10 protein-coding genes are annotated in these 16,190 nt (G+C 62.2%); 4 read left to right on the top strand and 6 right to left on the bottom strand.

Features of this window, described 5'->3' with window-relative positions; translation table 11 throughout:
* Positions 1-89 precede the first annotated feature (89 nt).
* The 3 genes from GA0061103_RS07240 to GA0061103_RS07230 are packed head-to-tail and all read right to left on the bottom strand — an operon-like array spanning position 90 to position 5,354.
* Positions 90-2,300, bottom strand: coding sequence for a 3-hydroxyacyl-CoA dehydrogenase NAD-binding domain-containing protein (locus tag GA0061103_RS07240; protein ID WP_092708994.1), 2,211 nt, complete (start codon positions 2,298-2,300; stop codon positions 90-92).
* 13 nt (positions 2,301-2,313) lie between these two features.
* Positions 2,314-3,522: an acetyl-CoA C-acetyltransferase gene (locus tag GA0061103_RS07235; RefSeq protein WP_092708991.1), complete on the bottom strand. Its 1,209-nt coding sequence runs from the start codon at positions 3,520-3,522 to the stop codon at positions 2,314-2,316.
* 35 nt (positions 3,523-3,557) lie between these two features.
* Complete coding sequence (locus GA0061103_RS07230) at positions 3,558-5,354, bottom strand: acyl-CoA dehydrogenase C-terminal domain-containing protein (RefSeq protein ID WP_092708988.1); 1,797 nt, start codon at positions 5,352-5,354, stop codon at positions 3,558-3,560.
* 485 nt (positions 5,355-5,839) lie between these two features.
* Here GA0061103_RS07230 and GA0061103_RS07220 point away from each other — a divergent pair, with 485 nt between their 5' ends.
* From GA0061103_RS07220 to GA0061103_RS07210, 3 genes are all read left to right on the top strand, one after another.
* Positions 5,840-9,526, top strand: coding sequence for a peptidoglycan-binding protein (locus tag GA0061103_RS07220; protein WP_092708982.1), 3,687 nt, complete (start codon positions 5,840-5,842; stop codon positions 9,524-9,526).
* Between the two features lie 287 nt (positions 9,527-9,813).
* A complete protein-coding gene (locus tag GA0061103_RS07215; RefSeq protein WP_092708980.1) occupies positions 9,814-10,737 on the top strand; it encodes a sulfite exporter TauE/SafE family protein in 924 nt (307 codons plus the stop codon).
* Positions 10,734-11,543 carry a TIGR02186 family protein gene (locus GA0061103_RS07210; protein WP_092708977.1) on the top strand — a complete coding sequence of 270 codons (810 nt, stop codon included), beginning with the start codon at positions 10,734-10,736 and terminating at the stop codon, positions 11,541-11,543. Before GA0061103_RS07215 ends, GA0061103_RS07210 begins: the two co-directional genes overlap by 4 nt.
* A 103-nt stretch (positions 11,544-11,646) precedes the next feature.
* Here GA0061103_RS07210 and GA0061103_RS07205 read toward each other — a convergent pair whose 3' ends face one another.
* Positions 11,647-12,150, bottom strand: a complete 504-nt coding sequence (locus tag GA0061103_RS07205; RefSeq protein ID WP_092708974.1) for a winged helix-turn-helix transcriptional regulator — start codon at positions 12,148-12,150, stop codon at positions 11,647-11,649.
* Positions 12,151-12,259: 109 nt separating this feature from the next.
* Between GA0061103_RS07205 and GA0061103_RS07200 the strand changes: the two genes are divergently transcribed.
* Positions 12,260-12,820: a dihydrofolate reductase family protein gene (locus GA0061103_RS07200; protein ID WP_092708972.1), complete on the top strand. Its 561-nt coding sequence runs from the start codon at positions 12,260-12,262 to the stop codon at positions 12,818-12,820.
* Here GA0061103_RS07200 and pdeM read toward each other — a convergent pair.
* On the bottom strand, positions 12,817-13,554 hold the full coding sequence (gene pdeM, locus GA0061103_RS07195; RefSeq protein ID WP_092708969.1) for a ligase-associated DNA damage response endonuclease PdeM: 738 nt from the start codon (positions 13,552-13,554) through the stop codon (positions 12,817-12,819). The two genes, GA0061103_RS07200 and pdeM, sit on opposite strands and share 4 nt — an antisense overlap.
* A 41-nt stretch (positions 13,555-13,595) precedes the next feature.
* Positions 13,596-16,160, bottom strand: coding sequence for a ligase-associated DNA damage response DEXH box helicase (locus GA0061103_RS07190; protein ID WP_425349473.1), 2,565 nt, complete (start codon positions 16,158-16,160; stop codon positions 13,596-13,598).
* Positions 16,161-16,190 lie beyond the last annotated feature (30 nt).

Below are 16,190 nucleotides of genomic sequence, written 5' to 3'. Positions count from 1 at the left end.
TCGCGACAGACGCCAAGTACGGGATCAATGAAAAAGGCCGCTCCCGACAGGAGCGGCCCTTTATTTGTCATCAGCAATGGTTTGTCGGCTCAAGCCGCCTTCTGCGCGCCGTAAGGATCGAAGCGCCCGTAGAAGGTCTCGCCCTTCGCAGCCATATCCTTCAAAAGCGCCGTCGGCTGGAAATGCGGGCCGTAGGCGGCTGCCAGCGTTTCGCAGAGGTCGACGAAAATCTTCACGCCCATACCGTCGATGTAGGATAGCGCCCCGCCAGTATAGGGGGCGAAGCCGAAGCCGAGGATGGAGCCGACATCGGCTTCGCGCGGATCGGTGACGATGCCTTCCTCGATGGTGCGGGCCGCCTCGAGCGCGATGGTAACGAGGAAGCGCTGCTTCAGCACGTTGACATCGACATCATCGGCCTTCTTCTGCGGGTAGAGTTCCCTAAGGCCCGGCCAGAGCGATTTCTTGGCCGGCTTCGGCGGATAGTCGTAGAAGCCCTTGGCGTTCTTCCGGCCCAGGCGTCCCTCGCCTTCCACAAGCCCGGTGACCAGCTGCATGTGACGCGGGTCGACGGCCTTCTCGCCGAGATCGGCAACGGTAGCCTTCAGGATCTTGTAGGAGAGGTCGATGGCGACTTCGTCATTGAGCGCCAGCGGGCCGACAGGCATGCCGGCCATCTTGGCGGCATTCTCGATCATCGCCGCAGGCACGCCTTCGATCAGCATGTCATAGGCTTCGTGGATGTAACGGAAGACGCAGCGATTGACGAAGAAGCCGCGGGTGTCGTTGACGACGATCGGCGTCTTCTTGATGGCGGCGACGTAATCGAGCGCAACGGCCAGCGCATGATCGCCGGTTTCCTTGCCGAGGATGACTTCCGTCAGCATCATCTTCTCGACCGGCGAGAAGAAATGGACGCCGATGAAATCCGCCGGACGCTTGGAATTCTTCGCAAGGCCGGTGATCGGCAGCGTCGAGGTGTTGGAAGCGAAGATGGCAGTCGGCGGCAGGACGGCTTCGACGGCCTCGATGACGGCCTTCTTGACCTCGCGATCCTCGAACACGGCTTCGATGACGAGATCGGCATCCTTCAGATCGGAATAATCGGCCGATGGCGTGATGCGCGAGAGCAAAGCCGTGCCCTCATCCTGCGTTAGCCTTCCCTTACCGATTGAATCCTTGACCAGACCTTCGCCGACGCCCTTGCCCTTGGTTGCCGCTTCGATATCGCGGTCGATCAGCGTAACCGGAATGCCGGCAGCGGCCGTGACATAGGCAATGGACGCGCCCATGAAACCGGCGCCGACGACGCCGACCTTCTTAAGCTCCGTCTTCGGCTGTCCGGCCGGTCGGCGGGCGCCCTTGCCGAGTTCCTGCATGGAGATGAACAGCGAGCGGATCATCGAATAGGCTTCGGTGGTCTGCAGCACATGGGTGAAATAGCGCTGCTCGATTTTCAGGCCGGTATCGAAGGGAACCTGCAGGCCTTCATAGACGCATTTGAGGATGGCGAGTGCTGCCGGATAATTGCCCGATGTCTCACGGCGCAGGATGGCCGGGGCTGCCGGCCAGAGCTGGGCTGCGGCCGGCGTCCAGATGCCGCCGCCCGGCGCCTTGAAGCCCTTTTCGTCCCAGGGAGCCACCGGCTTCAGGCCGTCCTTGATCATCTGCTTGGCGGCCGGGACCAGCTGATCCGGCTCGACCACCTGATGCACGAGGTTCATCGCCTTGGCGCGTGCTGCCGTCAGCGACTGGCCCGTCGTCATCATCTGCAAGGCCGACTGAGCGTCCGTCAGGCGCGACACACGCTGCGTGCCACCGGCACCCGGGAAGAGGCCGACCTTGACTTCGGGCAGCGCGATCTTGACGCTCTTGGCGCTGGACGCGACGCGGCCGTGGCAGGCGAGCGATAGCTCGAAAGCGCCGCCCATGCAGGTGCCGTTGATGGCCGAGACCCACGGCTTGCCGCAGGTTTCGAGCTTGCGGAAGAGGCCCGTCATGCGGCCGACGAGATTGAAGAGCTTCTGCGCGGCAGCAGCCGGGTCTTTCGCCTTCTCATCCTGATAGAGGGAGAACATCGACTTGATCATCGACAGATCGGCGCCGCCGGAGAAGGAGGACTTGCCCGAGGTGAAGACCACGCCCTTGACGGCTGCATCGGCAACGGTCGCGTCGATAATGGCGTTCAACTCGTCCATCACCTCGGCGGTGAAGACGTTCATGGACTTGCCGGGCATGTCCCAGGTGACGAGCGCAATGCCGTCTGCGTCGGTCTCGATGGTGAAATTCGTGTAAGCCATTGGTTTCCCCTCCTCAGACGCGTTCGATGATCGTGGCCGTGCCCATGCCGGCGCCGATGCAGAGCGTGACCAGCGCGGTGTTGAGGTCGCGGCGTTCCAGCTCGTCGAGCGCGGTGCCGAGGATCATCGCGCCGGTGGCGCCGAGCGGATGGCCCATGGCGATAGCGCCGCCATTGACGTTGATCTTGTCATGCGGAATTTCGAACGCCTGCATGTAGCGCAGCACGACGGCGGCGAAGGCTTCGTTCAGTTCGAACAGATCGATGTCGGCAAGCGTCAGGCCGCTGCGCTTCAGGAGCTTTTCGGTGACGTCCACCGGGCCGGTCAGCATCAGCGCCGGGTCGGAGCCGATATTGGCGAAAGCCCGAATGCGGCCGCGTGGCTTCAGCCCCATGCTGTCGCCGCCCGCCTTGGAACCGAGCAACACGGCGGCAGCGCCATCGACGATGCCGGAGGAATTGCCGGCGTGATGCACGTAGTTGATGCGCTCCACTTCCGGATGCGCCTGAATGCCGACGGCTTCGAAGCCGCCCATTTCGCCCGGCAGCTGGAAGGACGGATTGAGCGAGGCGAGCGCCTGCATATCGGTGCCGGGACGCATATGTTCGTCGCGATCGAGAATGGTCAGGCCGTTGATATCCTTCACCGGAATGACGGAATTCTTGAAGTAGCCCTTTTCCCAGGCATTGGCGGCGCGCTTCTGGCTTTCGACGGCATAGGCGTCGACATCATCGCGCGAGAAGCCGTATTTGGTGGCGATGAGATCGGCCGATACGCCCTGCGGCATGAAATAGGCCGGAAAGTTGACGGAAGGGTCCATGAACCAGGCACCGCCGGACATGCCGAGACCGACGCGCGACATGCTTTCGACACCACCGGCGATGACGATATCATCGGCCCCCTGCGCGATCTTGGCCGCGCCGAAATTGACAGCATCGAGGCCCGAAGCGCAGAAGCGGGAAATCTGCATGCCAGGCGCCTTGGTGGAATAGCCTGCTTCGAAGGCGGCACCCCTCGGGATGACGGCGCCGGCTTCCATGACAGGATCGACGCAGCCCATGATGATGTCGTCAACCGTTTCGGTGTCGAGACCGTTGCGGTCGCGGAGCGCTTCCAGCGTCTTGGCGGCGAGGCGAACGGACGGCACCTCGTGCAGCGACCCATCCTTCTTGCCTCGCCCGCGCGGCGTGCGCACATGGTCGTAAATGAAAACCTCGGTCATGTCTCATCTCCCTGCGGCGGCATAGGCCGCCTTGATCAAAAGGCTTCCGCAGCCAGTTCCATCATCGTGTCGGCGCCGGTTTCGATGCGGGCCTTGCGCAGTGCCGTTTCCGGCATGATGCGCTCCATGTAGAACCGCGCCGTGACAAGCTTGTTCTTCAGATAATCCTCGCGCGCGCTGTCGCCAGCCGCAAGACCCGTCTGCGCCGCCTTTGCCATCTTCGCCCACATATAGCCGAGGACGACGAGGCCGAAGAGGTGCATGTAGTCGGTCGAGCCGGCGCCGGCATTATCGGGCTTGGCCATGGCGTTCTGCATGAACCACATGGTCGCGGCCTGTACGTCGTTCAAGCCCTTCTTCAGGTGCTTGGTGAAGAAAGCCATCTGCTCGTCGTTGCGGTTCTCCTCGCAGAAATCGCCGATTTCCTTGAAGAGAGCCATGACGGCGCGACCACCATTCAGCGCCAGCTTGCGGCCGACGAGATCGAGCGCCTGGATACCGTTGGCGCCTTCGTAGATCATGGCAATGCGGGCATCGCGGACATACTGGCTCATGCCATGCTCTTCGATATAGCCGTGGCCGCCGAAGACCTGCTGCGCCATGACGGCGTGCTCGAAGCCCTTGTCGGTCATGACGCCCTTGAGGATCGGCGTCGCGAGGCCAAGGATATCGTCGGCTGCCTGACGGTCCCTCTCGTCCGGGGAACGATGGGCGATATCGGATTTCAGCGCCGTCCAGAGCAGGAAGGCGCGGCCGGCCTCGTTGAAAGCGCGGATGGTCATCAGCGAGCGGCGGATATCGGGATGGACGATGATCGGATCGGCCTTCTTGTCCGGCGCCTTCGGGCCGGAGAGCGAGCGGCCCTGGATGCGCTCGCGCGCATAGTTGGCGGCATTCTGATAGGCGATCTCGGCGATGGAAAGACCCTGCAGGCCAACGCCGAGGCGCGCCTCGTTCATCATAACGAACATGGCGTTGAGGCCCTTGTTCTCGGCACCGATGAGGAAGCCAGTGGCCTCGTCGTAATTCATGACGCAGGTGGCGTTGCCGTGGATGCCCATCTTGTGCTCGATCGCGCCGCAGGAGACCGGGTTGCGCGCACCGAGCGAACCATCTTCCTTGACGAGGAACTTCGGCACGATAAACAGCGAGATGCCCTTGGTACCCTCAGGCGCACCTTCGATGCGGGCAAGGACGAGATGGACGATATTATCCGTCATGTCGTGCTCGCCGGCGGAGATGAAGATCTTCTGGCCTGATATCTTGTAGCTGCCGTCGGCTTGCGGCACCGCCTTGGTGCGCAAGAGGCCGAGATCGGTGCCGCAATGCGGCTCGGTGAGGTTCATGGTGCCCGACCAGCTGCCCTCGACCATCTTCGGCAGATAGGTCTGCTTCTGCGCATCCGAACCATGGACAAGGATCGCAGCGATCGCGCCCTGCGTCAGGCCCGGATACATCATCAGCGACATGTTGGCGGCGGAGGTATATTCGCCAACGGCGCAGTGCAGCACATAGGGAAGCCCCTGCCCGCCGAATTCCTCTGGCACGGCCAAACCGAGCCAGCCGCCTTCGCGATAGGCACGATAGGCTTCCTTGAAGCCCTTCGGCGTCGAGACCGTGCCGTCGTCGTGACGCACGCAACCTTCCTGATCGCCGGAATAGTTGAGCGGAAAGAGCACCTCTTCCGAGATCTTGGCCGCCTCGCCGACGATCGCCTCGATCATGTCAGGCGTCGCGTCGGCATAGCCCGGAAGATTGTTGTAGCGCTCCAGCCCAAGCACATCGTTCAGGACGAAGAGCGTATCGTTCACCGGGGCCTTGTAGACTGGCATTTCTCGAATTCCTCCAATTCGCCGCCGGACCTTGAGATTCCGGCCGCTGTCATACTCTTACAAAATATTGACGTTTGCGTAAACGTCAAATTCGTATCTCACGTTGAAATTTTGGTGAAGGCGATGAGGGAGAGCATTCCGCATATCGCCGATACGCCCCCTTCACCTAAGCAACCTGGTACTGCCTGCGCGCAAGAATATCGGGCCGCCGGACAGCAGAACCAAAATAAAAGGTTAAGACTTCCGACAAACTTAACGAGTTGTTTACCACGTTTCGTAAATTGTACGAGTTGAGCAGCAGTGCTTCGCGTTTCTTCAACTTATGCTTGGAAATCGCGCTGTCTTTGCCGCTCTGTTTGAGGAAAGCCAATACATTTATCCCTTTCCGAACGACGGGATCCGGGCAGCGCGGCAATGTCGCAACGTCTTTCTTCCGTCAACATGGCGGCCCGGGGTGGTCCATAAGTTCGAGGCGAGCAAAAGATATGAGCGGATCGCGATCAAATCCTACCGGTACCGGCGACTGGACGTCGCTGGATGCTCTGAGCCGCACGATCGAGGGGCTGGAGGCGCGCATCGAAGGACTGATGGGTACTGCCGCCGCGCGCGATACGCGCCAGCGCGTCGCTGCCGGCTATGCGCCTGCCCCCGAGCGAGCCGCACCGGAGCGGATGCCGCCCCGCCCCGAACGCGAACAGCATCCCAGCCGCCCTTACGAACGCCCGCTGCGCAACGAACGCCATGAGAGCGATCTTCGCTCCGATCCGCTTGCCGAGATCCGTCAGCGCCAGCGCTCGCTGGAAGCAAACCGCGAGAGATTGCACGCGCGCCGCGAGGAAATCACGCATGCAGAGCCGCAGCCGACCCGGCGGCCGATCGACAACTACCCGCAGCGCCAGCCGATGCGGACTGCCGCCGCCGAAGCGCCGGTCGACATCGCCCAGGCGCTCGTCAACCTCCGCCAGGATCTGAAGCGCGACATCGCCGAGAGCGTGACCCGCGAAGTGACCGCGCTGCGCGCCGAAATCCGCGATATCCGCGAGAATGCCGAGGACAAGCATTTCGTCGCCGATGTCCGCCAGGACATGGCACGACTTGCCGACAGCATCAACCAGCTCGCCAGTCAGCCGGAAACCGCCGGCCTGAAAGCCGAATTCGACGAGCTACGCTCGCTGATGGACGGCCTTGCCCGCGAGGAGTCCCTCCACCACGTCGAGCGCCAGGTGAAGGCGATCGATACGTCGGGCCTGCAGGACGAACTCGTCTCGCTGGCCTATCGCCTCGATGACATCAAGCAGCATCTCGGCGGCATGAACGACAGCCCGGCCGTGCATGCGCTGGAAACCAAGCTGCTGACGATCGCAACGGCGATGGAGAGCCTCGGCTCGATGATACAGCCGCAGGATCAGGCCATGCAACGGCTGGAAGGGCGCTTGAGCGGCCTTGCCGACCAGATCGACCTGATGAGCCGCGATGCGGGCCGGCGTCAGCCTGCCGACGATCTTTCCGGCCGCCTCGAAGCGCTCGCCATGCGCATCGACGAACTCGGCAGCGCCAAGGCCGTCGCCCGCCTCGAGGAGCGCCTGGACCAGCTTTCGCATCTGATGGAGCGCTCGCAGAAAGCCGCACCGCAGCCGGAACTCGTCACCTATCTCGCCGATATCTCCCACAAGATCGATGCGCTGGAACATGGCTCGGTCGGCAACGCTATGGCGGATCGGCTGGATTATCTCGCCCGCCGCATCGACGAAATGGATTTCCATCCGGCAGCGTCGGCCGCAAGCCTGGACGACGGCATGGCGCGCCGGCTCGAAGGTCGCCTCTCCGACATCGCGGCCCGGCTTGAAGCCAGCACGGCGGCCCCGGCCACGGATACGCAGGCGCTGCGCAATCTCGAAGAGCAGATCGCCCATCTCTCGACATTGCTGACCGCCGAGCCTCGCGCCGGCGGCGATCATCTGCCTCCGGATTTCGACCGCCGCATGAGCGCGATCGAAGACTATATGGCGACCAACGACGAATACATCATCGAGGCAGCCCGCCATGCGGCGGAAACCGTCGTCGAGGCCTATTCGCGCGAAGGCGGCATGGGTCATGGTGCACAGGCAGCCGACATGGCGGCATTGACGGCACTTGCCGAAGATCTCCGCCATCTGGAAGACATCAGCCGCGCCAGCGACGAACGCACGCACCGCACCTTCGAGGCGCTGCACGACACGCTGCTACAGATCGCCGATCGGCTCGACCACATGGAACAGCGCCGGCCAGCGCCCGCTATGCCCGTTGCAGCCTTCGAAAGCGACGTCTTCGCCGAAGAGGATGCTCCGGCGTTGAAGCCGCCGATGGCCGCGCAGCAGAAGGCCGGGCCGATCATCCGCACGGTTGCGCCGGCCGAAGCCTCGGTTTCCGCCGAAGTCGCGGTCGCACAGGCGATCGACGCCAATACGAAGGCTGAGATCAAGGCGGCAGCCAAGAAGAGCGGCAAGACCAGCCTGTTTGCCAGCCTCGGCAAGCGCTTCTTCATGCCGGAAAAGGCCGAGCCGATCTTTCCGCCGGACCGTCCGGTCATCGAGCAGGCGCCGTCGATCGATCCCGCCGACGTGATGCCCGGCGAAGAGGCCAACGAACTGCTGGAGCCGGGTTCCGGCGCGCCCGACATCAAGAAGATCCTCGAGCGCGTGCGCGCCAGCCAGAACACGTCGCGCAGCGGAAACGCGCGCCAGCCGACCGAAAACGAACGGGCCGATTACATCGCGGCCGCTCGACGTGCGGCGCAGGCCGCTGCCATGGAAGTCGACCAGACGCAACGTACGGCTCCTGCTTCCAAAAAAGACGCCAAGAAGAGCGGCGCGTTCTCGCGCTTCCGCCGGCCGATCCTGCTTGCATTGGGCGCCGTCATGCTCGCCATCATGGCCTATCCGCTGGCAAACACGTTGACGCGCGGTCAGAAAGCGCCACCCCCGGCCCAAGTGTCGACGATGGTCGCGCCTGCGGACGGCGCCGCGACCAATACCGTCGCCGCCAATGCGAACCCGGCCACCAGCAATCAGCAGCCTGCTGCTAACCAGGTCATCGCACCCTCGGTTTCCGCGGCGGAGACGGCGGAAGTCCAGCCTGCACCCACGACCACCGATCCCGCCGTCGCGCCAGCAAATGATCACCTGACGGCAGCGACCCCGCTCGACGGCAACCAAACGGCAAGCGAAACCCTCGCCCCTGCCGGCAGCGCTCCCGTGCAGCAGGCCGCCGCCTTCGTCCAGACGGACAATACCAACGCCACCGTCGCTCCCGCCGTCGCGCCGGCAGCGCCGGAGATTGCGGTGCCTGACGGCATCCAGCCGCCATCGCTCGTCGCTGCCGCGAAATCGGCCGATCCGGTCGCTCTCTTCGAAATCGGCGCACGCTATACGGATGGTCGCGGCGTTGCTGCCGATATGAAGCAGGCAGCGACCTGGTATCAGCTTTCGGCCGACAAGGGTTATGCCCCGGCGCAGTATCGCCTCGCCAGCATGTATGAGAAGGGCAACGGCGTCGATCGCGACCTCGTCAAGGCCAAGCAGTATTACGAACAGGCCGCCAATCAGGGCAATGCCAGCGCCATGCATAATCTCGCGGTTCTCTACGCCTCGGGCACGGTAGGACCGCAGGATTATGATAGCGCGGCGAACTGGTTTATCCGCGCCGCCGATCTCGGCGTCTCCGACAGCCAGTTCAACCTCGCGATCCTCTATGCACGCGGCAACGGCGTGAAACAGGACCTGCAGGAATCCTACAAATGGTTCGCGATCGCCGCCAAGAGCGGCGACAAGGACGCTGCTCAGAAACGAGACGAAGTCGCCAACGCCATGAAGCCGGCCGATCTCGAAAGCGCGCGCGCCAAGGTCGACCTCTGGAAAGTGCAACAGGTCGACCCCAAGGCCAACGGCACCGACATCCCCGACGAATGGACCACCGGCAAGGGCGTGAACACGGCCTCCATCGACATGAAGAAGGCGATCCGCAACATTCAGGCCATCCTCAACAAGAATGGCTTCGATGCCGGCGCACCCGATGGCGCCATGGGCGACAAGACGGTAGCTGCCCTGAAGAGCTTCCAGAAATCCGTCGGCCTGTCGGCGGATGGACGAGTCACCGATCAGGTGGTCAAGGAGCTGCTCGCCCGCAACAAGTAGGTCCGGGCTTTCATGCGAAAGCGATCAACCGACATGCCGGCGTGAAGACGCCGGCATTTTGTTTGGGAAGCTCAAGGCTGCCGCATCCCCTGCCGGCGCCGGCCATTCCGCTATACAGCGTCACAGAAAAGTGGAAAAAGCCGGGTTAGGGTGAAAGCGGCAATTCGAAAACTGTGGCAGCGCGGCCTTTCCTAAGGCTCTGGCAATGATTTCAGATTAGAATCCGCAGTTTAAGGGGAAATGGGCTTCGGTCACCGCGCCGAAAAGCCTGCAAATGGGAACAAGGCGTGACGATCTATCTGCCGATCGCAGAATTGTCGGTGAATATTTTCATTATTCTCGGCATGGGGGCAGCCGTAGGGTTTCTCTCCGGCATGTTCGGCGTCGGCGGCGGTTTTCTCATCACGCCTCTTCTGATTTTCTACAATATCCCACCCGTCGTTGCCGTCGCGACCGGCTCCAATCAGGTCGTCGCCTCCTCGGTTTCGGGAGCGCTCAGCCATTTCCGCCGCGGCTCGCTCGATCTGAAACTGGGCTCGATCCTGCTTGCCGGCGGCTTGGCGGGGGCAACGTTCGGCCTCTGGCTATTCGTACTGTTGCGCAGGCTCGGCCAGATCGACCTGATCATCTCCCTGATCTACGTGCTCCTGCTCGGCACCGTGGGATCGCTGATGCTGTGGGAAAGCGTGCGGGCCATGCGCCGCGCGGCCGGCAAACTGCCGCCGGCAACCGGCAAGCCGCGTCATCACAACTGGGTACAACGGCTGCCGTTGAAACTGCGGTTCAAGAAATCCAAGCTGTATCTCAGTGCCATTCCGGTCATCGGCCTCGGCTTCTTCGTCGGCATGCTGACGCCGATGGGCATCGGCGGCGGCTTCATCCTCGTGCCCGCCATGATCTATCTGCTGCGCGTGCCCACAAACGTCGTCGTCGGCACATCGCTGTTCCAGGTCATTTTCGTGACGGCCTTCACGACAATCGTCCAGGCAGCCACCAACTATTCCGTCGATATCATCCTGGCCTTCCTCTTGATGGTGGCGGGCGTTATCGGCGCGCAATACGGCGTTCGCGTCGGCCAGAAGTTGCGCGGCGAGCAATTGCGTGCGCTCCTCGGCCTCCTCGTCCTGGCCGTCGGCCTTCGCCTCGTCATCACTCTCGTGGTCACCCCCGCCGACGTCTACTCGGTCATTATGGAAGGGGTGAGCCGATGAGAATGTCCGGACTGCTTCTCGCTGCCGCATTGCTGCTCACTCCGTTCACCGCACAAGCCCAAGTGCTGCTCGACCAGCCGACGACTTCGACCACGGCGCGCGAGACGATGGAGATCGGCACGTCGACGAGCGAAATCGCCATCACCTCCGACTTCACTGGCGCCGATCTGACGATTTTCGGCGCGCTCTCCAACACCGACCAGCTGCTGCTGGCGATCGGCCAATACGATATCGTCGTCGTGCTGGAAGGTCCGCGCGAGAATGCGACGGTACGCCGAAAGGAGCGGGTCTTCGGTATCTGGGTCAATACCCGCTCGATGACGTTCGAGCATGTGCCGGAAGCCTATTCGCTGTCTAGCACGCGCGCCGTCGACAATATCACCACGCCGCTCGAACTCAGCGATCGCGGTATCGGCGTCGACCATATTCCGCTGGCGCCGGTCGGCTTCGTCGGCAATGTCGGCGATGTGCCGGAATTCCGCAACGCCTTCCGGCGGCTGCAGAAAACAGGCGGCCTCTATGAAAGCGATCCTGCGGGCGTTCGCTTCGTCAGCTCGTCGCTCTTCAAGGCGACACTCAGGGTTCCAGCCGATGTGCCGAACGGGGTGCATACGGTGCGCGCCTATCTCTTCAAGAGCGGCAAGTTCCTGAGCGAGAAATCGCTGCCGCTGCGCGTCATCAAGACCGGGATCGAGCAGATGATCACCGATGCCGCGCATCAGCGGCCGATCACCTATGGCATTTTCTCCGTGCTGCTCGCCCTCGTCACCGGCTGGGGTGCAAGCTTCATCTTCCGAAAGAACTAGAGCGTTTCCACTTTTCCTTGAATCGCGGAAACGCTCTATCCTCTTGTTTTCTTACGTATTTCGGACGGAAAACCGCTGCGCACTTTTCCTGAAAATGCTCTAGTCAGCCGTCTTTCCGACGATTGACGACTTCGAGATAGGCCTCGGTCAATCGGCCAAGCACGGAAGGCGTGCCCGGCGGCAATACCTTGCCGAGATGCTTGGCGCGCAGCTCCGCCATGAAATCCTCCCAGAGCTTTTGGCCACCATCCTCCAGGAGCTCCGCCCGGATCGACAGCTCCTCGGAAACCGGCAGATGCTTGCGACCCCAGGCACCCATATGGGCAAAAAGGGGCACGAGGTCGATCGACATTTCCGTCAGGCTGTAGACGGCCTTCTGCTTGTGAGTGGGATCGCTCTTTCGGGTCAGCAGACCATGCTCCACCAGCCGCTTCAGCCGGTCGGCGAGGATATTGGAAGCGATCCTCTCTCCGGAATTCTGCAGCAGTTCGCGAAAATGGCGGCGATTGCCGAACATGATGTCCCTGATGACGATCAGGCTCCAGCGATCGCCGAGGATTTCCAGTGTCAGATTGATCGGGCAGCCGGAACGATGCAATGCGTCCATAAGGGCCTCCAAAAACCGCTTGCATTTTGCTATCAGTATAATTAGTTTGCAACCGCTTTCTTTTAGCAACTGGTTTTATTATGGTACGGTTATTACAATGGAGGAAGTGATGAGGAAGCTCGTTATCTGGAATCTCATGACGCTCGACGGCTATTTCGAGGGAACCACTCCCTGGGACCTCGGCTTTCACATGCTCGCCTGGGGAGACGAACTGGAACGCTACGCGACAGATCTCGGCAAGGAAGGCGATCTGCTGATCTTCGGCCGCAAGACCTATGAGGGCATGGCGGCCTATTGGTCGACCGCGACGGAAACGCCTGATATTACCGCCTACATGAACGGCATCGCCAAGATTGCCGCCTCTCGGACGCTCGACAAGGCGGACTGGAACAACACCCGCATCGTCGGCGACATTGTCTCTGAACTGAAGAAACTGAAGGAAGAACCCGGTAAGACCATCTTCGTCTTTGGCAGCGCCGAGGTGACAGATGCGCTACTCAAGGCGAGGCTGGTGGACGAGATCCGCATCTGCCTCGTTCCCGTCGTGCTGGGCAGCGGCAATCCGCTTTTCAAACCGGCGACAGAACAACAACCGATGAAGCTTATCGATTCACGCCCGCTGAAGACCGGGGCGGTGATCCTGCGTTATGAGCCGGGAAAGGCCGGTTAAGCGGACAGATTGCCGAACCGCACCGAGTAGATGCGGTCGCGGCCGAGCAGGTGCGCAATCAGGCTCTCCCGCTCGAAGAGGCCTGCCATCGCCTTGTGGCGAAGATCGAGGCCGCCGGTCATCACGCCGAAGGCCGGCATAAGCAGACGGGCGCCATCCGTGGCGAAACATGGGCGGCGCACCGATTTCTCACGACGCCGGACCGTGGCGGAGGGATGCAGATGGCCAGCGATTTCGCCGGCCTGTCGGCCCGCCTTCGGCTCGTGCCGGAAGGTGAGCCCGCCGCAATGCATCTCATCGACCGAGTGGCCGGGCAGGTCGACCGTGCCGTCCGGATCGTGATTGCCGTTGATCCAGATCCATTCACGGCCGCGGGCCATATTGACGATCAGGCTGCGAAACTCATCCGGCAGATGCTGCGAACCGACCCGATCATGGAAATTGTCGCCCAGCGAAACCACGAGTTTCGGGTCATAGCGGGCAATAACGGCGGAAAGGACGGTCAGCGTCGTCAGCGTATCGTAGGGCGGCAACAGCATGCCACGACGGGCGAAGGCTGCCCCCTTTTCCAGATGCAGATCGGAGACGACGAGAATACCGGCATCCGGCAGATAGAGCGCACCCAGCGGATCGCAGACAGCGGCGACACCATGAACAACGGCCTCAACGCCCGACGCACTCGTCGCGCCGTTGCCCTGACCGTTCATATCTCGCGCTAGCGCCAGGCGATTCATCACCGTAACAATCTACCTTCGTCGTCTGCTTCGCAGCATCCCTATTCCATCGCCTCGCGGATCAGGTCGTCAGCCGCCTCCGCAAGCAGGGAATCGTGAGCCTCGCCCGGCACCGGCACCTTGCCGATTTCCAGCATCACCGGCACGGCGAGCGGAGAAATATGGTCCAGCGCGCGATGGGTGATATGGCCCTTGATTCGCTTCAGCATATCCGCAAGACGGCCAATATCCAAAAGCCCGGTCGCCGCATCCTGCCGCGTCGCCTGCAGCAGGATGTGATCCGGCTCGTGACTGCGCAGCACGTCGTAGATCAGATCGGCCGAAACCGTCACCTGACGGCCGGTCTTTTCTTTGCCCGGATGCCGGCGCTCGATCAAGCCGGCAATCACCGCACAATTGCGGAAGGTGCGTTTCAGCAGGAAGGATTCGTCGAGCCAGGCTTCGAGATCATCACCGAGCATATCTTCATCGAAGAGATCGGAGAGGCTGAGGCGTCCATTGGCGATCATCAGCCCCATATCCTCCAGCCCCCAGATACCGAGGGAATAATCGGTCGCGACGAAGCCCATCGGCTTGGCGCCGGCGCGCTCCAGCCTTCGCGTCAAAAGCATGCCGAGCGTCTGGTGCGCCAGGCGCCCCTCGAAGGGATAGGCGACCAGGTAAGCACGACTTCCGCGCGGAAAGGTCTCGATCAGAAACTCGTCGCGCTTCGGCAGCAGCGATTTTTCCTTCTGGATTTCCAGCCAGTCGCGCACCTGGTCCGGCAGGCGATGCCGTCGGTCGGGATCGGCGATCATCGCCCGGACCTGATCAGCGAGATAGGTGGAGAGCGGAAACTTGCCGCCGGCATAGGAGGGGATTTTCGGGTCCAGCGAGAAGGCCTGCGACGCCAGGCATTCGCTCTCGCGGATACCCTCGAAGCGTAGCACCTTACCGGAGAAGAGGAAGGTATCGCCGGGCGCCAGCTGCTCGACGAAATATTCCTCGACTTTGCCGAGCGGCGCTCCCCCTCGCCCAAGCGAACCCAGCGCATTGCGCTTCACCATGCGGATATTCAGCATCGCCTCTTCGACAATGGTGCCGAGGTTCAGACGATATTGCTGGGCGACCAGCGGATTGGAGACGCGCCAGCGCCCTTCTGGCGTCCTGCGGATGCGGGCATAGCGCTCATAGGTTCGCAGCGCATAGCCGCCGGTGGCGACGAAATCGACAATGTGCTCGAAGGTCTCCCAGGAAAGCGCCGCATAGGGAGCGGCGCTCTGCACTTCATCATAGAGCTCCAGCATGTCGAAGGGCTCGGCGCAGGCCATGCCGAGCACGTGCTGGGCGAGCACATCGAGCGCTCCGGCGCCGATCGGCGGGGTATCCTGCGCGCCGATATAATTGGCATCCAGCGCCGCCTGACACTCCATGACCTCGAAGCGATTGGCCGGCACCAGGATCGCCTTCGACGGCTCGTCCATGCGGTGATTGGCGCGGCCGATGCGCTGGGCAAGGCGGCTTGCGCCCTTTGGCGCGCCGACATGGATGACGAGATCGACATCACCCCAGTCTATGCCCAGATCGAGCGTCGAGGTGGCGACGACGGCGCGCAAACGGTTATCGGCCATGGCCGCCTCCACCTTGCGACGCTGGCCGACATCGAGCGAGCCGTGATGAAGCGCGATCGGCAGATTGTCGTCATTGGCCGACCACAGCTCCTGAAACAACATTTCGGCCTGCGACCGCGTGTTGACGAAGAGCAGCGTCGTGCGATGCGCCTTCAGCTCGCGATAGATATCGGGGATCGCGTATTTGGCGGAATGGCCGGACCAGGGGATGCGCTCTTCCGTCGATAGGATAGAGATATCCGGTTTGGCGCCGCCCTCGACGATGACGAGGCCCGCATGATGTTCCTCCCCCGGCTCTTGCGCCACCAGCCACTTCTGCAGATCCATGGGATCAGCAACGGTCGCCGAAAGACCGATGGTCTGCACACGCGGCGCCAGCTTGCGGATGCGGGCAAGGCCGAGAGACAGCATGTGGCCGCGCTTGGAGGTGACAAGGGAATGCAGCTCGTCGAAGACGATGTATTTCAGGTCCTTGAAGAAGCGCTCGGCCTCGCGATTGGCGAGTAGCAGCGCCACCTGCTCCGGCGTCGTCAGCAGGATATCGGGCGGATTGAGCTTCTGCCGCTGGCGCTTGCCGCTTGGCGTATCACCGGTGCGGTTCTCGACTGACACCGCCAGCCCCATCTCCGAGACGGGCTTCATCAGGTTGCGCTCGATATCGACGGCGAGCGCCTTCAGCGGCGAGATGTAGAGCGTGTGGATGCCGGTGAAGGCAGAGCCGGGCGGGATCTTGCCGCGGCGAGTGAGATCGGTGAGCGACGGCAGAAAGCCGGCAAGCGTCTTACCGGCGCCGGTGGGCGCAATCAGCAGCGTGCTTTCGCCGGCTTCGGCGCGGGCAAGCAACTCCAGCTGATGGGCGCGCGGCTGCCAGCCCTTTTCCGCAAACCAGCGGGTGAAGGGGGCGGGCAGGGCAATAAGAGGTTTCGGCTCGATCTGGTCCACGGGGTAAATGTAATGGATATGCGCCGGATGAGAAGCGGGGAGCTTCGTGTCCATTGGCTTTAGTATTCTGTGAGAGTGCGCACC

The sequence above is a fragment of the Martinezella multihospitum genome (assembly GCF_900094585.1).
GTDB classification, from domain to species: Bacteria; Pseudomonadota; Alphaproteobacteria; order Rhizobiales; family Rhizobiaceae; genus Rhizobium; species Rhizobium multihospitium.
This window is presented reverse-complemented; position numbering and strand designations above follow the sequence as displayed.